The sequence below is a fragment of the Chloroflexota bacterium genome, assembly GCA_014360905.1.
Lineage (GTDB): Bacteria > Chloroflexota > Anaerolineae > UBA2200 > UBA2200 > JACIWX01.
This window is the reverse complement of sequence record JACIWW010000004.1, coordinates 75,324-97,936: the sequence shown is the minus strand read 5'-3', so window position 1 is coordinate 97,936 and position 22,613 is coordinate 75,324. Positions and strand designations below refer to the sequence as shown.

Here is a 22,613-nt window from a genome sequence, read left to right as displayed (position 1 = left end):
ATTATAGCGCAACTGAATTACGAACGAAAAAGCCTGTATCCTCTATGGTTATCCTGCTACTTGGCGAAATACGCGCAGGAAATTACCTCCCAGTATTTTGCGCGCTTCATTTTCCGCATATCCTCTGCGGAGCAAACCAGTCGTGATACCAGGTAAACAGGTTACATCCTCCAGGCCAAGGGGCGGAGGTGGACTGAACCCATCGAAGTCAGAGCCCAAGCCCACATGGTCAATGCCAGCAACCTGGACAATGTGATCGATGTGATCGAGCAACTTTTCCAAACTAGCCTCTTTTCGGTCTTCTGCGATAAAAGAGGGCACAAAGGTGACCCCGACCATACCGCCCTTCTCTGCCAAAGCAACCAATTGCTGATCAGTCAGGTTGCGGGGATGTGGGCACAGGGCATAGGCATTGCTATGCGAGGCAATAACTGGCTGAGAACTTGCTTCCAAAACATCTCTGACCCCAGCGGGAGAAAGGTGTGAGACATCAACCATGATACCCAAGCGATTGCATTCTTCGACTAGTTTCAAGCCAAAGTTGGTCAGGCCGCCGCCCGTACGCGCTTCCTGAACGCCATCCGCAGCCTCGTTGCGACGGCTCCAGGCTATTGTGAGCAAACGTACTCCCAGACGGTAGAACATGCGCAGCAGATGTAGGTCCCCTTCAAGAGACTCTGCACCCTCGATGCCCACCACCGCAGCCACCTTGCCCGTTTTCTTCGCCTGCTCAATGTGCTCTGCTTTCGTGGCCAACAGAAGCGAATCGGCATTGATCTCAAGTTCACTATAAAGCGCATCCAACAAACGCAAGGTCTGCACGGCTGCCCTCGCTGGCAGGTACTGGTCTTCGATGAAGAGAGCAAAAACTTGAGCGGTTACTCCACCTTCACGCAAGCGAGGCAGGTCAATATGACCCTTTGTGGAACGTTCGTTCAATTTGCGTTTTCCCGCCAAGACCTCGAGCAATGTATCGCAATGCCCATCGAAAATGATGCTATCGTGATGCAAAGTCATGGCATCCAATCATAACCTCCAGTACAAAGAGCGTTTAGCTTGGTTGATGGGGGGTCCACAAGTGCTAGGTTCCTCCATTGGTCATCTTAATCAGTCGTTAATTCTTCCTGGTGTGTTACCTTTGAGGCTCAATAATCACCTTGAGCGATTCTCTGGCTTCGACGACAAGTCGGAAACCCAGCCCTGTTTCAGCCAGACTGAGGCGATGGGTAATCATATCTCGCACGGGCACCCGGCGTGCGCGAATCAACTCCAGGGCCAAAGCAAGGTCAAATGGTGCAGCGCCGTAAGAGGGCATTAGCGTAATGCCATTGCGCCAAAAATCGTTGACCGGGACGGGAACAGTAACACCAGGCTCTGTGGGAGCAAAGAACAGCACTGTTCCACCACGTTCTACAGACTGCAATGCCTGTATGAAGGCAGCGTAAGCTCCGGTGCAGATAATCACTAGGTCTGCCAGCCTACCGTCATTGACTTGACGTAAACGGGCAGATACATCCTCAGTGGCATGCATGACAACATCAGCCCCAAAACGTTGTGCCGCATGAAGGCGGTAGTCATTCACATCCGTGGCAATGATTCTTGTTGCTCCAGATGCACGTGCCAGCGCTACATGCAGCAGTCCCGACATGCCACTGCCGAGGATGAGCACAGTTTGTCCCACCTGAAGACGGGCCATCCTTTGGGCACGCACCACGCAGGCTAGCGGTTCAATGAACACACCGTCTTCAAACGATACCTCATCGGGCAACAAGTAAATACCTCGCTCAACTTGGAGCGGCGGAACACGGATATATTCAGCAAAGCCGCCTGGATCGTAATTGGTAGTATGCAGCGTTTCACAAACTGTGTGATAGCCGCTCAGACAGTAACGACAGGTGTTACAGGGGACATGGTGGGAGACAAAAACCCTATCGCCGACTTGGTAGTTTTTCACCCCCTCCCCAACTTGAACGATCTCGCCCGTGATCTCGTGTCCCAACACTCTGGGGGCCTTTTTGATGCGATACCATTCCATCACATCGCTGCCGCAGATTCCGCTGGCGATCACTTTGACCAATACCTCGCCTGGGCCAATCTGAGGCGTAGGCATTTCTTCCAGGCGCACATCTTGGTTATTGTAATACACAGCTACACGCATGGTATCCTCGCTATACACCATACCTCTTTATGTGAGGGTCTATTGCTTGCCAGACTTAATGTCATTGAACAGGTCGTGAGCTTCCTTAGCCGTAGCGTTTTCGTGGATAATGGCACGCAAGGCCCTGGCCATAGCAACTGGATGGTCATTCTGCCAAACGTTACGGCCTAGGTTGATCCCTATGGCCCCTTTCTGCATGCCATCATAGACAAACTCGAATACCTCGAGCTCTGTTTCACATTTTGGGCCGCCAGCCATGACCACCGGAACAGGGCAACCATTCACCACTTTGTCGAAATCCTCGCACCAGTAGGTTTTGACCACACGGGCGCCCAATTCGGCTGCGATGCGGCAACACAAAGCGAGATAGCGCGCTTCGCGCTTTTCCAATTCTTTGCCTACCGCCGTAACTGCCATAACGGGGATGCCGTAATCCTCGCATTCATTGACGAGATTTGCCAGGTTCATGAGCGTCTCATGTTCATAGTCGCTACCGATGAATATGGACACCCCCACTGCAGCCACATTCAGACGGATAGCCTCACGTACCGAAGTGGTGACCCCTTCATGAGCCAGGTCCTTCCCGACCATGCTTGTACCACCGGATACGCGCAAGATAATGGGCTTGCTGTTGGCAGGATCTATACATGCGCGTAACACACCTCTGGTAACGAAGAGAGCATCGCAATACGGCAGAAGTGGCTTAACCGTTTCGCCCGGTTTTTCCAGTTTGCGAGTTGGCCCTTGGAAATAGCCATGGTCTATCGGCAAGAAAAAACAGTGTCCATCTGGTTGGATCAATTGCGAGAGACGATTTTTCATTCCCCAGTCCATCTCAATTCCCTCCTACCTGATCGAATGGTTCCAACTTGGTGCGTATGCTTATGAATAGAACGGTGCCGCGCCTGGCGAGCACTGCCAAGATACGCCATAATCCTAAATCTGTCAAACTTTACCTTTCAGGGCGAACGATCAAATACCCCTTCTCTATCAGCCAGTGGTGAAATTCCCATGTGGTGTGTTTGCAATCCATGCGGCATGTTTTCCGGATACGCTCGGTCTCTTCTGAGCTGGGTGCCTGTGCATCCAGCGCTAATTGCACCGGGCATTGCACATCCTTACAGTATTCCCGCGGCTTGTATTCAATATATCCTTCAATAGGCATCTTTTCCTCCTAGTTGCTATCTCTGACCCACGCAATAGCCCTTTATCTGGAACTCAATTTATCCCATTAAGCCCATTTCTGCAAAAAGCTCTCCGTGTGCGAATTTGATAGATTGCTTCGATTGTAGAATGCTATCCACATTGCTGAACAGGTAACAAGCATGAGATAAACGCTGCGCAAGCGCAAAATAAATTTGCCTATACTCTGGTTCGCAGTACAATTTATTTCTGGCTTTGTCACCTGGACATCTCAACCTGGGGTAAGTATTGGAGAAGCGGGAATTCACCGTTGCAAATGAATACCGTTATCCCCGTTCGGGGCCAGTACGCTGGATTGTGGCGCACGTGCTACGCTATCTACACCTGCCGGTGTTTGGGTTATTGGCTGCGGTCCTTAACAACGCGTTCTACAGTTATATCCAGGTCTTTGTCGGGCGAGCCTTTGATGTGATCACGACGACCGGTTGGAGCACTATGGCATTGCTTGGCGTGGCACTGAGCATTGTTGGATCCGCCATTGGACAAGGGCTGACCGGTCTATTGCGCAACTATTCTATGGAATTCCTAGCGCAGTACATCGAACGCGATGCGCGCGAAGAACTCTACATCAGTTTGCTGGGCAAGAGCCAGACCTTTCACGGGCGACAGCGCGTTGGGGACATCATGGCCCGTGCCACTAACGATGTGCATATGCTCAATTTGATGTTCAGCCCGGGTGTGATGCTGATTATGGATTCGATGCTCGGCACGGTTTTGCCTATCGTCCTAATTGCCCGCCTTAATCCGCGGCTGCTGCTCGTTCCGTTTGTCTTCCTCTTCTTCCTGGTAATCACTGTGGCAGATTATAACCGCCGCCTCAAACCGGTTAGCATGGCCTTGCGGGAGCAATTCGGCGTGATGAACGCTGGGCTCACGGAAGCCATCGCGGGCATCGAAGTGGTCAAAGCGAATGTCCAGGAGCGGCACGAATGGGCCAAGTTCACACGCGATGCCCGCCTCTACCGCGATTACTTTGTCAAAGAAGGGGAGATCGAAGCTCGCTATCTGCCCATGCTGGTCTTCAGCATCGCCTGGGCGGCAGCGCTATTGGATTCTCTGTCGCTTTGGCGCGGAAATGTGATCACTCTGGGTCAGGTTGTATCCTTCATGGGCTTGATGGGTGCGCTGCGTTTTGTCACTTTCACTTCCATCTTCACCTTCAACTTGGTACAGCTCGGGATCGCTTCGGCGGAGCGCATCCTTGAACTCATCAATACGGAAACGAATCTGGATGAGAACAAAGCGGGCGTTGCTCGACCCATTCGTGGCGAGGTCACGTTCGAAAACGTCAGTTTCAGTTACAACGGTCAGCCTGTGCTGAAGAACATCAACTTCACCGCCTATCCAGGGGAGACAGTCGCTATTGTGGGAGAAACAGGCTCCGGAAAAACCACTCTCACCAGGCTTATCAACCGCATTTTCGATGTCACCTGCGGCCGGGTGTTGGTGGATGGCGTGGATGTGCGGGATTGGAGCCTGGAGTCGCTGCGTTCGCAGATTTCGGCCATCGAACAGGACGTCTTCCTCTTCTCGCGTAGTATCCGCGACAACATTGCCTTTGGGCGTGCCGACGCCACGCAAGAGGAAATTGAACGAGCAGTTCACGAGGCACAGGCAGATGAGTTCATCACCCATCTACCCAATGGCTACGACACCGAACTGGGTGAACGTGGCGTGAATCTCTCTGGTGGACAACGCCAACGCATTGCAATTGCTCGTGCCTTTCTCACCAACCCGCGCATTCTGATCCTGGATGATAGCACTAGCGCGATTGATAGCGCTACAGAGGATCTCATTCAACGCGCTATGCGGCGCATCAGCCGCCAGCGGACTACATTCCTAATTACCCACCGACTGAGCCAGATACGCTGGGCCGATCATATTCTGGTCTTGCGCCGCGGCGAATTGGTAGATCAAGGCACGCACGAAGAGCTGATGGCACGCTGCGAAACATACCGCCGCATTTTTGCGCGTTACGATTGAGCAGGAGAAGAGATGGGTTTTATCTTAGACGGACTCGACACCGAGGCTTACGACCGCACTTATAGCGACCGAGAGTTGCTCCAGCGCATCATTCGCTATTTTCGACCCCATGCGCGCAAGATGACATTGGTGGCCATCACGCTGACGTTGAACTCTGTGGCCACAACTGGCGGGCCAATCCTCATCTCACGTGCCATTGACGGTCTGATGAAGCGTCCTTCCATGCAGGTCATCTGGCTCCTTGCTGGAGGCGTGTTGCTGCTAGGATTATCGGCTTGGGTGTTCAACTACATCCGCCAGTGGTTTTCCGCGCGCGTCGTGGGGGATGTGGTGCTCAAATTGCGCGAGGATGTGTTCAATGCCACGGTCAGGCATGACCTCTCCTTCTTCGATGAGCATTCATCAGGCAAGATCGTCAGTCGTATCACGTCGGATACGCAGGATTTTTCTACCGTGGTCACCTTGAGCATAGACCTGCTCAGCCAGGTATTGCTGGTTGTACTGTTATCCATCTGGTTGCTGCGGATTGAGCCAAGACTGACTCTCCTGTTATTGCTCATGACGCCCGTTGCTGCTGCCATCGCTCTCAGTTTCCGTCGTGTGGCACGGCGCGTGACCCTACACGCAAAACAAGTCACGGCCAAGATCAACGCCGAAATCCAAGAAAGCATCAGTGGCATCATGATTGCCAAAAGCTTCCGGCAGGAGCAAGCAATGTACGACGCCTTCTCAGCCAAGAACCGACAGGCTTTCCAGGTTGGACTGCGGCGTGGCTTGACCCTCAACACTATCTTTCCCATTATGGGCATCGCGTCAGGGATTGGCACAGCCATATTGGTTTACGCAGGGGGATTGGCCGCCCGCGCAGGTGCCGTCAGCCCCGGCAATTGGGTGCTTTTCATGCAAACTATAGGTTTCTTCTGGTGGCCCATCATGAACATCTCCTCCTTTTGGAGCCAGTTCCAGGATGGGCTATCCGCAGCAGAGCGAGTTTTCGCCTTGATTGATGCGGAACCGAACGTGGTGCAGGAAGCCGCCGAGCCAGTGCCAGAGTTGGAAGGTCGGATAGAATTTCGGCACTTGCGCTTTGCCTATCACCGCGATGATCTTGTGCTACCAGATCTCTCGCTGCTCATTCAGCCCAAAGAAACCGTGGCGTTTGTGGGACACACGGGTGCAGGCAAATCGAGCCTGGCACGCTTGGTCGCGCGTTTTTACGAGTTTCAAGGAGGAGATCTGCTCATTGATGGACGAGATATCCGCCGACTGGACCTCAGCCAGTACCGCCGTCACATTGGGCTGGTGCCACAGGAGCCCTTCCTCTTCTCCGGCACAGTGCGCGACAATATCCGCTATGGCTGCCCAGAAGCAAGCGACGAAGAGGTACAAGAAGCCGCTATGCGCATCGGCAACGGGGAGTGGATCAACGACCTAACCTCTGGTCTGGATACGGATGTCGGTGAGCGAGGCGCTAACCTATCTATGGGGCAACGGCAACTGGTCGCCCTGGCCCGCGTGCTGCTCAAGGATCCAGCCATACTCATCCTCGATGAAGCCACAGCGAGCGTGGATCCATTCACCGAGGCACAGATTCAGGAAGGATTGAAGGAAGTGATGCGTGATCGGACGGCTATCGTAATTGCCCATCGTCTCTCCACTGTGCGCCACGCAGATCGCATCATCGTGCTGCGCGATGGCCAGATCATCGAAGAAGGCAACCACGTGTCATTGTTGGCCGCAGGTGGCCACTATGCGGAACTGTACAATACCTACTTCCGGCATCAATCGCTGGAATACATTGAGCAGGCAAGGCTCCTCGGGGAATCTACGGAACAGCCCGTCATGGATGTCCAGAGCAACCTACCTTGCGATGAAAGCAATCCCCAGTCCGCCCCGGCCAGTGTATCGGCTGACCGCACAACCGATACCACCAAGCCACCAATTTCTGACGTTTAGTTCGCTCTTTACTTGTTCCAAGAGATCTTCTGCTTCTGCCTGCGCCAGCGAATGTAGCACATACACATCTACTTCTCTATCGCCTACGCGTTGTTTCAGCAATTCAATCAGCGCTCTTTTCGCCTTGCCTTCGCCTCTGACCTTGATTTCTTCCTCAACCATGCCCTGCCTGATGGCCAATACCGGTTTTATTTTGAGCAAGGTGCCGATCAACGCGCGCAAATGTCCCACGCGATCTACCACATAGTCCAGGGTTGTGAGGATAAAGTAAATGCCCGTTTGGGGTTTGACTGCAGCCATCCTATAGACCACTTCGTCCAGCTCAAGTCCCTCCTGAATGGCTTTGAGTGCTTCCATTGCAATCAAACCCGCAGCGCCTGAGACGTAGCCGGTGTTCACGACAGCGATCACTGGAGCATCTTCCTTGCTGACCTTGGACAGTCGCTCCCGCAGTTGGGGATCGTCAGAATGAACCACGTATAATTCGGTGCCCCATTCCTCAGGAGGGTCTACTGCCACAATTTTGGCTCCCTCGATGCTCCTTGCCGACTGGACTGCAGCATTGAAGATACCAGTGAGCCTGGGGCTGGGAGCAGGATACACAATGTTTTTGTATCTTTGCAACAGTTGTTCGTAAAAGGAGACGAATTCTCCCAAGCCAGGTACGGCCGTGGTGGGACGATCTTTCGAGGTTTCCAACAGATCACAGAATCTTTCCAGGGTAAGGTCAACTCCGTCGCGATATTCCCTGCCTGCAACCTGGATAGGCACAGGAATCATCGGAACTCCATATTCGTCTATAACGCTCTGGGGTATGGTCGTCGTGCTGTCTATGAGCAAAGTCGTTTTCATCCTATCCCCTTTCTACGAGTGCGGTTAGATAATTGCGTAAGATACGGTTTCTTATTGCACGAGCCCGATCAAGACGGGATCCAGACTACTCATGCACAGTACACTGCGTTTGTTCTGAGCCAACAATCTGTCATGAATCTCGCTGATTTGCCCTCTCCCTATTTCTGTGGTATCATTATATCAGTAGCATCGAGCATAGACCCCTTGACTGTCCATAGCACCGCCACCTCCATTTTACCATGCCCTTGCTTTTTCCCCAAGTGTCTTCAGTCCTTGTCAGTGCGCTTTTACGCTTAAAAGGAGTGTCAAATGAACAAGTTTAAGGGAAAGTTCCTCATCTGCAGTGCGGAAGGAGAAAAGCGCATCCACAAACCAGACAATAATCTCAGCCGCGCCGAACATCGTGGTCAGCGGGGCGCGGAAGATCTCCACCATGCCGTAGATGTCCTCGTCGAACTGCTGTCCCCGCCAATTGTAACGAATGCGCAACTTGCTACTTTCCGCCGAGCCACCGCTGATGGCGGCTTCGGACTTGGCCAGCCGAGGGAAATCGGGCGGTGGTTCGTAGCTCAGAATCTGCAGGTTCTGCGCTTGAGCGCAGTAACGCGGCACTACGAGTCCCTACAGCGCTTCGCGGATGCCCATAGGAGGGCGCACCACCTTCGCTGCCTCGGCTTCCACAGACAAGGCTTGAGCCGCAATACTGACAGACCGTGTAGTCTGCCGCTCCTGGTGGGAGACTTGCGCCACACTGTGGGCATTTCAACACAATGAGGTTCATTCCGTTTGTAGATCCCATACATTCATCTCCGCGCATTTGTTATTATCTAGGCTCCCCATGTGAATTATAAGCACTTTGCTTCCCAATGTGCCAAGGGGCAGAGGGTGCGTACAAGTCCCCTCTGCCCTCGTGTTATGGGTAGCTCCTCATGGTCAAGGTGGACATCGTATTGTGGTGATGGGGGTAGCACAACGACCGTGTCGGTCATCCAGTACCAGTAGCCCGCGTTAAGGAATAATACGGAAGGGCCGTGTACTCATCCTCAGTTGCGATACGAAGTGCGCAGCAGACTCTTGCCCGAGTCATCCAGGCGGTAACTGTGGGACAGGCTATACTACTCAGCCAGCAACTGCTGGCGTCGCCGCCACGTATAGGCAATAACGAATGGCCCGAAAGTCAGCGCCCACAAGTGAATAACTGCTTCAATCATCACATCAGCGTTGACCGGCCAGTACAGTCCATTCTGTAAGAAGAACAAGGCGTCCATCAATCCCAGGAAGATGAGTGCACTGCCGCTCAGCAGGGCAAAAAGCAATCCCCACGGCCGACGTTTCCACAGTCCAACCGCCCCGACAAGGCAGGCAGAGGCCATCCAGAGGTCAGCAGCAGGGAACGAACGCTCCCAGAGCAGCCATGCGCCGCATTGCTGGGCGAAGTATGATTCATCCTGTGCAGCATAGTCAGCGAAAAAGACAACCCAAAAAACGACGGTCAACAACGCCGTCAATGCCAATAGCCATGCTACTACCTTGAATCCTTTATCTTCACCCACGCACTTTGTACGTGCCCCCGCCATGTTCTGTTCCCTTCTCCCCTTACGTTTTACTCCCACGTTTTAGGCTTTATCTCCCAATGCCCCAGGGGGCCAGCACATAGGCACCTTCGGGATACGATCATGGTGCATCATAGCACGCTCGATAGCCCACAAGTAGCTTTCCTCACCGATAAGATGCATCCCACCGTCCACGAACAGGCTATGGCCGGTCACCCAATCCGACCACTCCGAAGCCAGAAAAGCCGCCGCTTTGGCCACGTCCTCGGGCTGTCCATAGCGTCCAAAGGGGATTTGTTTGAGATGCGCATGACGTAGTTCGGGGATAAGAGTAATTTCCTCGGTCAGCGCAGTTTCGATCATGCCCGGCGCCAGGGCATTGACGTGGATGCCATATGGTGCCAACTCCAGAGCAGCAGCGCGGGTGAACATCATGACCCCGCCTTTAGAGGCGCAATAGTGCGCTTCACCAGCCAATGGCACCGTCTCATTGATAGAGGACAGGTTAATGATTTTTCCTGGGTGTTTGTGTTCTATCCACCATTTGGCCACTGCGCGGGTGCAGAGGAAGGTGCCTTTTAGGTTGACGCCTAGCACCCAATCCCATTCTTCTTCTAGCATTTCGATGATCGGCGATTCCGAACCTACTCCGGCTGAGTTGACCAGAATATCCACCTGGCCAAAATGCTCTATAGTCTGATCCAGCATGTTTTCCACCTGGCTGGCATTCTGTACATCTACTTCCACAGCCATAGCGCGAAGGCCAGTCGCTTGCAGTGCGTTAGCCACATCGTTGGCTGCAGACAAGTCAAGATCGGCTATGACCACTGCTGCTCCGAGCCGGGCAAACATCTCGGCGATCCCGCGCCCAATGCCAGAAGCGCCACCTGTCACAATCGCTACTTTGCCGGTTAGGTTAATTTCCATCGAATCCTCCTATCACTCTGCAAAAACAATGCTGCAGCGTGCAACGAATTGCAACTATACAGTAGCTCGTCCTGAAAAGTTATATTGAGCGTATGCGCCTTCGAACTCTGTTGGAATAGTCTGCAGAATTTCCACCCAGCGGATGGTAGAATCAGCCCCCCGCAGCAATTGCAGGATATTCCCTTTGATCTTAAGCTTGCGCATCGTCAGCGCTTTGTTGGGATTCAATGCACCTCGCAAAATGTCCACCCATACACCATAAGGCCCACTCAGGATAAAATCAGTCTGGCGTTCCCCCACCCAGATGTCAGAAATCTGTCCGTGATCTACCTGGAAGCCAATGCTCAGAGTGTCCTGGACCCCCTTGTTAGGTTCGGCTTGTAGCACCAGGGTATAGGACTCGTAATCGTTCTTGATCATCTGGCAATAGGTTGCATCGGCATTGCTGCGTCTCTTGACCTCTTCGAGATATTCTGGACTGCCTAGTTTCATTTTTCGCTCCTCCTTGACAAGATACCCTCCTATACGAACTGCTCGCGAGAGGATCAGTTGCTAACCCACGAACTCAAACACTGCTTTCACCATGCCATGTTGACTCTTGTGAAAGGACATCGCTAGTGCCTTTTTGTATTCTTCCAAGCGGAAGCGATGGGTGAGCAATGGAGTCAGGTCCAATTGGCCTTTGGACATCCAATCCAGGATGAGTTGATAGCACCGCTTGCGCTCATTGGCGTATTCTTCGGTGCTGGAACACAGTGTGCCGGCCACAGTCAACTCCTTTAGCCAGGCAAAGGTCCAATCCACTTTTTGGGTTGCTCCAATCAAGCCAATCAGCGCTACTTTGCCGCCGGGACGAGCCAGGCGCAAGGCATCATCGAGGGTCTCATCCATCCCGACACATTCATAGACCACATGTGCCCCACCGCCCATCATGACGCGCTTGCCCAGCACTGGTTTGTGTAACGTGCCACCGGTCCGCTCGGCCATAACCGCATAGACATCGCAGCGGCTGTCAATGATCTCATCCGCGCCATAGTGTCGGGCCAATTCAGCCTGGAAAGGATACTTGGCTACCACCAGAAGCGAGCCTTTGAACCCTGTGACACGCAATGCGGCTACCACTCCCAATCCCATCATCCCTGCGCCTATAACCAGGGCTATCTCCTGGTCTACCGGTCGATTGCGCATCACCGCGTGCAGTGCAGAAGCAAAAGCATCTACCAGGATCGCATTCTCATCTGAAACATTGTCTGGCACAGGGAAGAGTTGGAAGGGATGAGCCAGGTAATACGGAGCCCAGCTCCCGCCCACCTTGATGTTATTGCCTAACTGGAACCCCACACCTGGCGTGCCCATGCGGAAATTCTCACAGCGGGGCCATTCTCCTTGCTGACAATGGGCGCACCACTCCTCAAGGTCACGAGTGGGGCAAGGCAGCAAAGGATCCGCAATGACGCGTTGACCAACAGCCAGGTTCTCCACAGCTGTCCCCACTTCAGCAACCACGCCCATATTCTCGTGCCCAAAAATAAAAGGCAAGGAGGAATAGGGGGAAGAAGAAGGGCTATCGCACAATTGCACTAGATTGATATCTGAGCCGCAGATGCCGCCATATCGAGTCTTGATTTTGACCCAGTGGTCGTTCAGCAGGCGCGGTTCGGGCACTTCGACAAGTTGTACACAGGAGAGAGGGCTATAGTAGGCTGAAGAGATGAGCGGGCCAAGGGCCAAGGTGAGCAAATAACGGGGAATGCTAAACTGAAACATCACTGCTTTCATTTTCGGTCTCTCCCTTCCGCATAATTCACATCGGGCCGGCTAACTAATGGCCTATCACGGATGAAGCAGTTGTCTTGGTCTGAAGTGTAACACGGCTTTCTTTTGGAGTCAAAGTGGAGCAGCAAGTTGGTAATTCAATGAGCGACATTTGCCGGACGCTCAGGATGACAGTATACTTGATGTCACTTCGGTGCAAGGGAGCTCTTATGAGAAGATTCGTCGTGGGCGTGGATCTAGGTGGGACCCAGATACGTGCCGTTTTGGCTGACGAAAAGGGTACAGTGCTCAAACGCGTCAGCACTCTGACCCAGGCTCACGAAGGAGCCCACCGTGTCATGTCCCGTCTGGTGGATTGCATTGGCCAAGCGCTGCAAGAAGTTGAGCGTAGCCAGGTTCTGGGTATCGGAGTTGCCACGGCGGGCGCGGTGAATCCCTGCACCGGTGTGATCGCCAAAGCAGCCAATTTGCCCGGTTTCGAGAACTGGCCACTTCGTGACATGCTGGCACAGGAGTTGCATGTACCTATCTATGTGGGCAATGATGCCAAGCTCGCCGCCTTGGCGGAGCATCGCTTTGGCGCAGGTCAGGGGACAAATTTTCTTATCTATCTGACCATTAGCACAGGGATCGGAGCCGGGGTCATTGAGGACAGACGTCTGTTGCTAGGAGCTCATGGCTGGGCAACAGAATTGGGGCATATCATCGTGGAGCCCAATGGACCACGGTGCAACTGCGGAAATATTGGCTGTCTGGAAGCATTAGCATCGGGGCCGGCGATTGCCCGTCATGCGATGCAATTGTTGCAAGAAGGCGAATCCTCGCTGCTATGGGAAATGGTCAGGGATGAGACCGCGCGCATCACCGCTAAAGAAGTGGTCGAGGCTGCTCAAAAGGGAGATGCGCTGGCTCTGCAAGTCATGCAACGCGCTGCCTTCTACCTGGGTATCGGGCTGGTTTCCTTTATCCATGCCTTCGATCCAGAGTGTATCATCGTAGGAGGTGGTGTGAGCAAGGCTGGCGAGCTGCTTTTTGCGCCAATGCGTGCTGTCATCGCGGAACGGGTTATCGCTGCAGCACAGCGTGATATTCGCATTGTCCCTGCTGCACTCGGAGATGATGCAGGTTTGATCGGTGCGCTAGCGTTGGTGCTAGCGGACGTAGGAGCCGCATGAACTTTTACTGTGCTGTGTGCGGATACAGAGAAACCTGGCCAACGACGCGCTGGCGTTGTCCGTGTGGTCAGCCGCTTTTCGTAGAAGACGTCCCTGAGTTCCGCCTTGCGGCTGTCCGCCCACAAGAAACAGGGGTATGGCGCTATCGCGAACTCCTTCCCTCTATGGCCCCCAATGCTGAACCAGTGAGCATGGGCGAAGGCAATACCCCACTGTTACTAGAGGAGTGGGATGGCCTACATGTGGGGTATAAGCTAGAGTTTTTGTCCCCCACCGGTTCGTTCAAGGATCGGGGTAGCTCTCTGTTGGTCAGCTTCCTGCGCGCGTGGGGTATTCGCGATGTCGTGGATGATTCATCCGGCAACGCTGGAGCGTCATTAGCAGCCTATGGCGCGCGAGCGGGGTTGCGAGTGCGCATCTTTGCCCCAGCACATACCTCAACCGCAAAACGTGCTCAGATCGAGGTTTATGGGGCAGAATTCGTCCCTATAGAGGGGCCTCGTCCACGCGCAACGGAGGCGGTTTTACAGGCGGTCAGCGCCGGAGCGTACTACGCTAGCCATGCATATCACCCCATGTTCCTCGAGGGCGTGGTGACCATGGGCTACGAGTTGTTTGAGCAGTTGGGTGGGCGCATGCCCGACAATCTGCTCCTCCCCGTAGGACATGGCTCGCTGATTGCTTCCACCTACATGGCAGTGAAGAGAATGCAGGAGGCAGGAGCCCTGCACACCATGCCGCGTTTCTTTGCCGTGCAGGCGCAGGCTTGTGCTCCTGTGTTTACAGCCTGGCAGAATGGATGGGAGGATACTCAAGAGGTACAACCTGACAAGACGATAGCAGAGGGCATCTCGGTCACCCGACCAGCTTGGGGTAGGTATGTATTGAGGGCTGTGCGCGAATCCGGTGGGGCTGTGTTGACTGTGAATGACGAGGAGATCCTTGCCGCAAGAGAAGCTTTGGCTAGGCGTGGTCTGTATGTAGAACCGACGGCTGCTGTGCCTTTTGCTGCTCTGTTGCGGTTACGTCAGCGCTTCCGTGCGCAGGAACTGACAGTACTGCCCCTAACTGGGCATGGTTTGAAGAGCATTTAATGGCTATCGAGCAAAATGCAACATTCGCAATGTGCATATATATTATTTTAGCGTTCCATAGGAGGTGCTCTTGAGCATCTATCTCGACTCTGCGATTCCGGATGAAGCGCGTCAGGCAATGAGCCTGGGCTTTGTCCGCGGCATCACCACAAACCCGGCGCTCTTGGCTAAAGTAAAGCGCCCGACAACGGAAGTTCTCCGCGAATTGTGCCATATCTGTTCGGGAAACGTATTTTATCAACTGACCGCACCAACCGTTTCGGAGCGGCGAGCAGAGGCTGAGCAGATTCTCCGTCTAAACGACGAATTCCAGAAAGAAAACGACAAGCACTTTGCCAAATGGGTGGATAACTCAATGGATGATCAGGATCTCCCCCCGCATCTAGGTCGAATAGGGCTCAAAATCCCCGCTTCCACCGAGAACATGGCCCTTGTAGCCGAGTTCTCAGATCGGGGAGTCGCTGTAGCAGTTACAGCGCTGTTTAGCCCGGCACAGGCCTACCTGGCCTGCGAAGCTGGCGCGACATATCTGCTGCCCTACGTGAATCGGACCACACGCTTGCGCGGCGATGGCTTGGCTTTTGTCAAGGAACTGGTGCGCATCTGCAAGGCTGTCGATCGGGGCACGGAGGTTTTGGCAGCCAGCATCAAATCGCCAGAAGAAGCAGTCAAAACGCTGCTGGCTGGAGCCCATCATATATCCGTGCCACTGGCCGTGCTCTTGGCGATGGGCCATGACCCGCTCTCTGATGAGGCCGTCGCTGAATTTGCACGGGCCATGTCATCCCAGTAAGTCAGTTTAGCAGGAACAAAAACAAAAGCCTCGCATACCCGTCCGCGGTCAAGACGGGCTTGAACATTATAATTTAGCAAAGGAGCAAGGCTGCCAAAGGAGGTAACCCGTATGAGACGATGGAATGGATGGGGCGATGAGACGTTTGTCTATCCCTTGCCGGATTCAGCAGTACCTTTCTTGCAAGAAAGGATTGGGCCAGCTTCACCACCTCGTGATGCTACTTTAGATAAGGTAATTGCCTCAGTACCTGACTCCCGCCTGCCACCCCATCCCCTAGTGAACACAGACCCGCTCGAGCGTGTATACCATGCTCGTGGCCAGAGCCTGCCGGATTGGATTGCCCTGCGCAGTGGGCGTATTCCAGCCTTTCCCGACGGAGTGGCTTATCCCACCACGAATGATCAAGTCAGAGAGCTACTCGCCTACGCGTCCCGCGTTGGAGCCCATCTGATTCCCTACGGTGGGGGAACCAGCGTGGTTGGGCATATCAATGTCTTACCTGGAGACGCGCCAGTACTGACTGTGGATTTGGGCAGAATGAACCGATTGCTGCATTTCGACGAGATCAGCCACCTAGCTACTTTTGGAGCAGGCGTTTTCGGCCCTGATTTAGAGGCACAGCTTCGAGCACGCGGCTTTACTCTGGGGCATTTTCCACAGTCCTTCGAACTGTCCAGTCTTGGCGGCTGGATCGTCACCCGTTCGAATGGCCAGCAATCACTGGGCTATGGCCGGATAGAGGCGATGTTCGCTGGAGGACGACTAGAAGCCCCTGCTGGCACCATGATCTTGCCTCCATTCCCTGCCTCGGCAGCTGGGCCAGATTTGCGTGAGATTGTGCTTGGCTCTGAAGGACGATTGGGCATCCTTACCGAAGCAACCGTACGCGTCAGGAAGTTACCGGAGTGTGAAGAATTTCGCGCAGTCTTTTTCCCAGACTTTGGGCAGGGTCAGGAAGCAGTGCGTGAGATGATGCAAGCGCGGCTTCCGCTATCCATGCTGCGCTTGAGCACACCCCTTGAGACCGAAACAACGCTCGCACTAGCTGGTCACGAACGAGTTATTCGCCTGCTCAAGGAGTTGCTGCGGCTGCGCGGAGTTGGTGAGCAGCGCTGTATGCTCATCATAGGCATCACAGGAAGCACCACGTCAGTGCGGCTCGGCCGCGAGGAAGCACTGGCCGTGGCCAGGAAATACCGCGGTATGCACCTCGGACAGCTCTTTGGCAATCAGTGGCGCAAGAGCAGGTTCCGCACACCGTATTTGCGCAATACCCTATGGGAGATGGGCTACGCCCTCGATACCTTGGAAACTGCCACGCAATGGAGCAACATCACCCACATGGTTGAGGTGATTGAACAAGCTCTGCGCAATGGATTGCAGGATGTTGGAGAGCGAGTGCTTGTGTTTAGCCATCTCTCTCACACCTATCCATGGGGCTCTAATGTCTATACCACCTATCTCTACCGCATCCCTGAGAGTGGTGACCCTGAGGAAACATTGCGCCGCTGGCAAGTTTTGAAAACAGCGGCCAGCAAAGCGATTGTAGCGGCCGGTGGAACGATCACTCATCAGCATGGCATCGGCACTGACCATTTGCCCTATCTTGCTGCGGAGAAGGGCGCATTGGGCATGACGGCATTGCACGCTCTATGCCAATGCTTTGACCCAGATGGTATCATGAACCCTAAGAAACTGATTGAGCAATAGAAGCATAGGAATGATGGGGATGCTGGCTGCGCTGTAGCACGTTTTTGGGCATCCCGTACCTGAATCCATTTTTAGGAGCATAACAATGTGGCAAGGTGATTGGCGCAACGATGTCTGGTCCCAACTCGATCAGCCCTGGGATCTCATCGTTATTGGGGGCGGTATCACAGGTGCAGGTATTCTACGCCAGGCAACACATCTGCACCTGCGCACGCTGCTTATTGAGAAGAATGATTTCGCCTGGGGCACTTCCAGCCGTTCGACCAAACTGGTTCACGGTGGTCTCCGCTATCTGGCGCAGGGACAGTATAGCGTAACACGCCAAGCCGTGCGGGAGCGAGAATGGCTGATGAACCAGGCTCCAGGGCTGATTAATCCCCTAGGTTTTCTGTTTGGGATCTATCGAGGAGAGTCCCCAAGCCACAGCACTGCAGCTATCGGGCTGGCAGCATACGATTTGTTTGGGCACAAATGGGCGCATCGCTATTACAAAGGCGATGATTTTCTCATGCTTGCGCCCCATATCAATCGAGAAAGGCTCAAGGGTGGATACCGTTACTTCGACGCCGTGACGGATGACGCACGGCTTGTATTGCGACTTATCCTTGAAGCAGTAGATGCTGGGGGTGTCGCTCTGAATTATGCCGCAGCAGAACACTTGCTTTTAGGACATGACGGAAAAGTGAGGGGAGTGGTGGTGCGTGACAGGCTGACTGAACGCACGCTGGAGCTAGAGGCGCGAGTGGTAATCAGTGCGACAGGTGCCTGGGCCGACCAGTTACGCACTCAGGTGGGTGGACAACCGCGCATTCGCCCCTCGCGTGGCAGCCATCTCCTTTTTCCTGCCTGGCGCCTGCCTGTGGCACAGGCGATCACCCTCGTTCATCCTCGCGACAAGCGCCCTGTATTCGTCCTCCCCTGGGAGGGAGCTGCACTTGCCGGGACCACAGATCTGGATCACAGGCAGCCGCTTGACGAAGAACCCCGTGTGGAATCCAACGAGATCGAATACATTATGGAGGCATTGGAAGCCAAATTCCCGTCTTTGCGTCTGCAGACAAAGGATATCATGGCGACCTTCTCTGGGGTACGCCCTATCGTTGCCTCGGGAAAAGGGGTGGATCCACACAAAGAATCGCGTGCCCACATTGTCTTAGAGGAGAATGGGCTGGTTACGATCACTGGGGGTAAGCTGACCACCTTCCGTCCGATGGCATTGGACGCACTGCGCACAGCGCAACGTGTCTGGTCCGCGATGCCCAATCCCGATGGCCATGCTCCCATGTTTGATCCGGTGCCACCCGACCTAAATGGCTCCACAAAGCTGGACACGTATGCACGCCAACGCCTTTTAGGGCGCTATGGTATGCATGCTGCGGCACTTGTAGCAGCAGCTAAACCCGATGAGTTGGATATTATCCCAGAAACAGATACGCTATGGGCCGAGCTGCGCTGGGCAGCGCGCCATGAAGGAGTGGTCCATCTGGATGATCTACTACTGCGACGGGTGCGCATTGGTCTGCTTTTGCCACACGGTGCGCTGCCTCTTATGGAGCGCATTCGCGCCATCGTCCAGCCAGAATTAGCTTGGGGCGATGAACGGTGGGAAGCAGAAGTTGCTGCATATGCTGATATCTGGACACGAGCATACAGCCCGCCTGACATGAAGTTCGGCACGTAATCGGTTTTTAACGCTGGGCATTCCAGTTGCTGCAGCCAACGTACTCAAAACGGCGCGCCTCTGCCTCGGTCAGTTCCTCCACATACCAGGAATTGCCCAGTCTTCTGAGCAAGAAGTGGGAGTAATGGCGTCCTATCTTGTCTGTAACCTCCTGACCAATCACCACGCACCAGGTTTCTCGATCGCCGGAATCAGGTGGACAGGCGAAGATTCCAGTATTGGATGACTGCTGGGGGACAACGACCTGTTCTCCTGGTGTTCCCGGTGCTTTTTGAGCAGATACGATGTTGTAGCTTACCTTCGTACCAGCCAGTCGAGCAATGGCTTCATCTAGCGCGTCTTTGCCTTCAGGAGGTAGGTCCGTAGAGCTACAACTGACCAAAATACAGAGCATTGCGGCCCCCACCACCAGGCGTATGAAATGCTCCCTGCAATTGAATGGCATGCCCATCACCTCCTCATGCGCTGCTACTGATCCCGCGGCAATTCCTTGTAAACATTCCCGTACATCGGTCAGAGCTCAGAACGAAGCAAACACATTTGATACAAGCAACATATTTAGCGAAGCTCGCCTAATTTTGGGCAAATGCCAGATTTGTGCTAAAATATATAATACTACAGACCCCTACTAGAGAAGATGTATCACGCTCCAGGAGGCACCGATGAATCCCTTGGAAATCCCGGAGATTGTTATCAGACGCTTACCCTTGTATCTACGCACGCTGAACTTGATGGCTGAACAAGGACAAACTGTGACATCATCGCAAGAGATGGGAGAGAGGCTGGGTATCAGTTCCACCCAGATACGCAAAGACCTGTCCTATTTCGGCGAGTTTGGCAAACAAGGGACTGGGTACAGTGTCCAACACCTGCAGGAACAACTACGGCAAATTTTGCAAGTAAGCCAACGCTGGAAGGTAGCCTTGATCGGTGCTGGTGATCTCGGACGAGCCATCATGCGCTACAGCGGCTTTGAAGAAGGTGGTTTTGAAATCACGGCTGTCCTAGACAAGGATAAGCAGAAAATCGGGCGTCAGATTGGGAGATTGAAAGTCCTCGATGTTACCAAGCTGCACGAAGTAATTCAGGAGCAGGGGATACGCATTGCCATCATTGCTGTACCAGCCAGCGAAGCTCAAGGCGTCGCTGACGCTCTAGTCAATGCCGGCATCAAGGCTATCTTGAGCTATGCCCCCATCCCTTTGCGTCTGCCACCTAGCGTGCAAGTACATTACATAGACCCGGTCATCGGCCTACAGAGCATGACCTATTATCTTAACCTCGAACAGATGTAACTCCCTACATGCAAGGATGCACGTACACAAGCCCTATATCTGCTTCACCGGCCCAACGGGTGCTGACAGAATCTACAATGCAGGCAAACTGCGTTTCAATATATTGTACCGTTCCAGAGCTTTCCCAGCACCTATCGCTACACATGCCAATGGATCTTCTGCCACGTGACAAGGCACCCCAGTCTCCTTAGTCAAGAAACGATCCACGTTACGCAGCAATGCGCCTCCACCAGTCATAACGATACCGCGATCAATAATATCCGAAGCCAGTTCAGGCGGGGTTTTTTCTAGGACTGCCTTCACACTGGCAGCGATAGCAGCCAGAGGTTCGACTATGGCTTCCGTGATCTCAGCAGAGCTGATGGTAATCGTCTTAGGCAAACCGGTCACCTGGTCCCGACCACGTATCTCCATTTTCAATTTCTCATCGAGGGGCAACGCGCTGCCTATGCGAATCTTGATCTCCTCGGCAGTTTGATCTCCGACCAACAAATTATACTTGCGTCGTATATAAGTTGCAATGGCTTCGTCAATCTTAATACCACCGACGCGAACAGAGTTCGCAACGACAATCCCATTGACTGATATAACAGCTGCTTCACTAATGCCTCCACCGATATTCACGACCATGTTGCCCGTTGGAGTATGAACCGGCATATCAGCACCAAGAGCAGCAGCCAGTGGTTCTGGAATCAGATAAGCAGTTTTGGCTCCTGCCTGGATAGCCGCATCCTTCACCGCACGGCTTTCCACGCTCGTAACCCCCACTGGCACGCTAATCATTACCTCTGGACGGAGCAGACGAAAACGCCCACAAACCCTGGCAATGAAATAGCGGAGCATGGCTTCCGTGACGACGTAGTCAGCGATGACGCCCCCGCGCATGGGACGTATCACTTCAATCGTTTCTGGTGTACGTCCAAGCATCAGGCGAGCCTCTTCACCCACAGCCACAATACGGCTGTCATTGGTAGAAACGGCGACTACAGAAGGCTCACGCAGCACAATGCCTTTGCCGCGCACAAATACCAACACATTTACTGTACCAAGATCAATGCCTATCTGCTTTGTGAGCATTCAACCTCCTATTGCTCTATCAGTGCAAAAACCTATTGGCCAGCTTCTGCAACCCTCTGAATCCTGGCTCCTAGTGAATTCAGTTTCTGGTCAATTCCCTCATAGCCACGGTCTACATAGCCCATGTTCGAAACCACAGTCTTCCCCTCTGCGACAAGAGCGGCCAAGATCACCGCAGCACCCGAACGGATGTCTAATGCCCTTACTTCACAACCTCGCAGCTTGCTTGGCCCTCTGATCAAGGCGGTTTGTCCTTCCACTTTGATATCGGCACCCATTTTCTGCAATTCACCCGCATACAGTAAGCGGCCATCGTACATTGTCTCATGGATTGAACTCTCGCCATGCGCCTGTGTCAACAAAGCGCCTGTAGGAGCCTGCAAGTCGGTCGGAAAGCCTGGATAAGGGAAGGTCTGTATATCAATAGCGGAAAGGCGCTCGCGGCCCTTTACTCGGTATATTTCCTTTTCCGCAGTTACCAATATGCCTGCTTCGGTGAGTTTGCTGCTCAAAGCGCCCAAATATCGCGCAACACGCCCTTGGATGGTTACGTCTCCCTTCGTTATCGCGGCAGCAATGGCAAAAGTCCCTGCTTCCAGACGATCTGGCATCACGCGATAAACAGCACCGTGCAATCTACGCACACCCTCGATTTGGATAATGCCCGTACCAGCACCGTAGATGCGCGCACCCATCGCATTGAGAAAGCTAGCCAGGTCAACAACTTCTGGCTCGACAGAGGCATTCTCGATAATGGTAGTGCCGTCTGCCAGGCATGCAGCCAGCATGAGGTTCTCTGTACCCGTGTGACTGGGGTAGTCCAGAGAAATCCTCTCGCCAGTCAACTTACGTACGCGCAGAGCATAATTGCCATTCAGACGGTCCACCTTGGTGCCCATCGCCTGAAAACCCTTTAAGTCAACACCAACAGGTCGGGTACCAATGGCACAGCCACCGGGATGAGGTGCCTCAGCCTGTCCTAGACGTCCCAGCAGTGCACCCACAATGAGGAAGCTGGCTCGCATCTTGGTGGCCAGATCGGGCGGAACAGAAGACTGCGTCAAATTCCCTGTCTTGACTGCCACACTGTGGGCACTCTCCACCCTGACATTAGCTCCCAGGCTGCGCAACAATGCGATCATGGTGCGGATATCTTCGATATCCGGCAAGTTTTCCAGCAGACACTCATCGGGAGTGAGCAACGTCGCTGCCAAAATGGGCAAAGCGGCGTTCTTAGCACCAGAAATGGATACCTCGCCTTCTAACTTATGACCACCCTCTACTACGATACGCATTCCCTCACCACGCTGTCAACATTGTCAGCTAATTAGTTGAAAGACATTCCTGTGCAAATGGACTTCACCAGCTATGAGTATA

At 53.6% G+C, this 22,613-nt stretch carries 21 protein-coding genes; 8 read left to right on the top strand and 13 right to left on the bottom strand.

All coding sequences use genetic code 11. From position 1 onward, the window contains the following. Nucleotides 1-48: 48 nt before the first annotated feature. The 4 genes from H5T67_02995 to H5T67_02980 all read right to left on the bottom strand — a co-directional run bounded on the left by H5T67_02995 (nucleotide 49) and on the right by H5T67_02980 (nucleotide 3,323). Nucleotides 49-1,017, bottom strand: coding sequence for a membrane dipeptidase (locus tag H5T67_02995; GenBank protein MBC7244287.1), 969 nt, complete (start codon nucleotides 1,015-1,017; stop codon nucleotides 49-51). A gap of 115 nt (nucleotides 1,018-1,132) precedes the next feature. After that, nucleotides 1,133-2,158: an alcohol dehydrogenase catalytic domain-containing protein gene (locus H5T67_02990; GenBank protein ID MBC7244286.1), complete on the bottom strand. Its 1,026-nt coding sequence runs from the start codon at nucleotides 2,156-2,158 to the stop codon at nucleotides 1,133-1,135. A gap of 39 nt (nucleotides 2,159-2,197) precedes the next feature. After that, complete coding sequence (lsrF, locus tag H5T67_02985) at nucleotides 2,198-2,992, bottom strand: 3-hydroxy-5-phosphonooxypentane-2,4-dione thiolase (GenBank protein MBC7244285.1); 795 nt, start codon at nucleotides 2,990-2,992, stop codon at nucleotides 2,198-2,200. Between the two features lie 118 nt (nucleotides 2,993-3,110). Then, nucleotides 3,111-3,323: a hypothetical protein gene (locus H5T67_02980; protein ID MBC7244284.1), complete on the bottom strand. Its 213-nt coding sequence runs from the start codon at nucleotides 3,321-3,323 to the stop codon at nucleotides 3,111-3,113. Between the two features lie 266 nt (nucleotides 3,324-3,589). On the opposite strand from H5T67_02980, the gene H5T67_02975 reads away from it, so the two are divergent. Both H5T67_02975 and H5T67_02970 read left to right on the top strand, forming a co-directional pair. Beyond that, nucleotides 3,590-5,344, top strand: a complete 1,755-nt coding sequence (locus H5T67_02975) for an ABC transporter ATP-binding protein (GenBank protein ID MBC7244283.1) — start codon at nucleotides 3,590-3,592, stop codon at nucleotides 5,342-5,344. A gap of 12 nt (nucleotides 5,345-5,356) precedes the next feature. Next, a complete protein-coding gene (locus tag H5T67_02970; GenBank protein MBC7244282.1) occupies nucleotides 5,357-7,300 on the top strand; it encodes an ABC transporter ATP-binding protein in 1,944 nt (647 codons plus the stop codon). Here H5T67_02970 and H5T67_02965 read toward each other — a convergent pair. The 6 genes from H5T67_02965 to H5T67_02940 all read right to left on the bottom strand — a co-directional run bounded on the left by H5T67_02965 (nucleotide 7,205) and on the right by H5T67_02940 (nucleotide 12,411). Further along, nucleotides 7,205-8,152: a DegV family protein gene (locus H5T67_02965; protein ID MBC7244281.1), complete on the bottom strand. Its 948-nt coding sequence runs from the start codon at nucleotides 8,150-8,152 to the stop codon at nucleotides 7,205-7,207. The two genes, H5T67_02970 and H5T67_02965, sit on opposite strands and share 96 nt — an antisense overlap. 276 nt (nucleotides 8,153-8,428) lie before the next feature. Next, on the bottom strand, nucleotides 8,429-8,764 hold the full coding sequence (locus tag H5T67_02960; protein MBC7244280.1) for a hypothetical protein: 336 nt from the start codon (nucleotides 8,762-8,764) through the stop codon (nucleotides 8,429-8,431). 503 nt (nucleotides 8,765-9,267) lie between these two features. Then, a complete protein-coding gene (locus tag H5T67_02955) occupies nucleotides 9,268-9,729 on the bottom strand; it encodes a hypothetical protein (protein MBC7244279.1) in 462 nt (153 codons plus the stop codon). A 39-nt stretch (nucleotides 9,730-9,768) separates the two neighbouring features. After that, a complete protein-coding gene (locus H5T67_02950; GenBank protein ID MBC7244278.1) occupies nucleotides 9,769-10,632 on the bottom strand; it encodes a 3-oxoacyl-ACP reductase FabG in 864 nt (287 codons plus the stop codon). A gap of 54 nt (nucleotides 10,633-10,686) precedes the next feature. Continuing rightward, nucleotides 10,687-11,124, bottom strand: a complete 438-nt coding sequence (locus tag H5T67_02945) for an SCP2 sterol-binding domain-containing protein (GenBank protein ID MBC7244277.1) — start codon at nucleotides 11,122-11,124, stop codon at nucleotides 10,687-10,689. 60 nt (nucleotides 11,125-11,184) lie between these two features. Continuing rightward, complete coding sequence (locus H5T67_02940) at nucleotides 11,185-12,411, bottom strand: alcohol dehydrogenase catalytic domain-containing protein (protein MBC7244276.1); 1,227 nt, start codon at nucleotides 12,409-12,411, stop codon at nucleotides 11,185-11,187. Nucleotides 12,412-12,617: 206 nt separating this feature from the next. Here H5T67_02940 and H5T67_02935 point away from each other — a divergent pair, with 206 nt between their 5' ends. The 5 genes from H5T67_02935 (at nucleotide 12,618) to H5T67_02915 (ending at nucleotide 18,864) form a co-directional block, all read left to right on the top strand. Further along, a complete protein-coding gene (locus H5T67_02935; GenBank protein ID MBC7244275.1) occupies nucleotides 12,618-13,583 on the top strand; it encodes an ROK family protein in 966 nt (321 codons plus the stop codon). Continuing rightward, on the top strand, nucleotides 13,580-14,677 hold the full coding sequence (locus H5T67_02930) for a threonine synthase (GenBank protein ID MBC7244274.1): 1,098 nt from the start codon (nucleotides 13,580-13,582) through the stop codon (nucleotides 14,675-14,677). The genes H5T67_02935 and H5T67_02930 overlap by 4 nt, the downstream gene beginning before the upstream one ends. 70 nt (nucleotides 14,678-14,747) lie before the next feature. After that, nucleotides 14,748-15,470, top strand: coding sequence for a transaldolase (locus tag H5T67_02925; GenBank protein ID MBC7244273.1), 723 nt, complete (start codon nucleotides 14,748-14,750; stop codon nucleotides 15,468-15,470). Nucleotides 15,471-15,581: 111 nt separating this feature from the next. Next, nucleotides 15,582-17,183 (top strand): FAD-binding oxidoreductase, encoded by a 1,602-nt coding sequence (locus tag H5T67_02920; GenBank protein MBC7244272.1) that lies wholly within the window; start codon nucleotides 15,582-15,584, stop codon nucleotides 17,181-17,183. Between the two features lie 85 nt (nucleotides 17,184-17,268). Next, nucleotides 17,269-18,864 carry a glycerol-3-phosphate dehydrogenase/oxidase gene (locus tag H5T67_02915; protein MBC7244271.1) on the top strand — a complete coding sequence of 532 codons (1,596 nt, stop codon included), beginning with the start codon at nucleotides 17,269-17,271 and terminating at the stop codon, nucleotides 18,862-18,864. Between the two features lie 7 nt (nucleotides 18,865-18,871). Here H5T67_02915 and H5T67_02910 read toward each other — a convergent pair whose 3' ends face one another. Continuing rightward, nucleotides 18,872-19,309 (bottom strand): hypothetical protein, encoded by a 438-nt coding sequence (locus H5T67_02910; GenBank protein ID MBC7244270.1) that lies wholly within the window; start codon nucleotides 19,307-19,309, stop codon nucleotides 18,872-18,874. Nucleotides 19,310-19,526: 217 nt separating this feature from the next. On the opposite strand from H5T67_02910, the gene H5T67_02905 reads away from it, so the two are divergent. Further along, the gene (locus tag H5T67_02905) at nucleotides 19,527-20,159 is read left to right on the top strand and encodes a redox-sensing transcriptional repressor Rex (GenBank protein MBC7244269.1); all 633 of its coding nucleotides are present in this window, start codon (nucleotides 19,527-19,529) and stop codon (nucleotides 20,157-20,159) included. A gap of 72 nt (nucleotides 20,160-20,231) precedes the next feature. On the opposite strand, the gene H5T67_02900 is transcribed toward H5T67_02905, so the two are convergent. Together H5T67_02900 and murA are read right to left on the bottom strand one after the other, a co-directional pair. Further along, nucleotides 20,232-21,236 (bottom strand): rod shape-determining protein, encoded by a 1,005-nt coding sequence (locus tag H5T67_02900; protein MBC7244268.1) that lies wholly within the window; start codon nucleotides 21,234-21,236, stop codon nucleotides 20,232-20,234. 32 nt (nucleotides 21,237-21,268) lie between these two features. Next, a complete protein-coding gene (gene murA, locus H5T67_02895; GenBank protein ID MBC7244267.1) occupies nucleotides 21,269-22,531 on the bottom strand; it encodes a UDP-N-acetylglucosamine 1-carboxyvinyltransferase in 1,263 nt (420 codons plus the stop codon). Nucleotides 22,532-22,613: the final 82 nt, after the last annotated feature.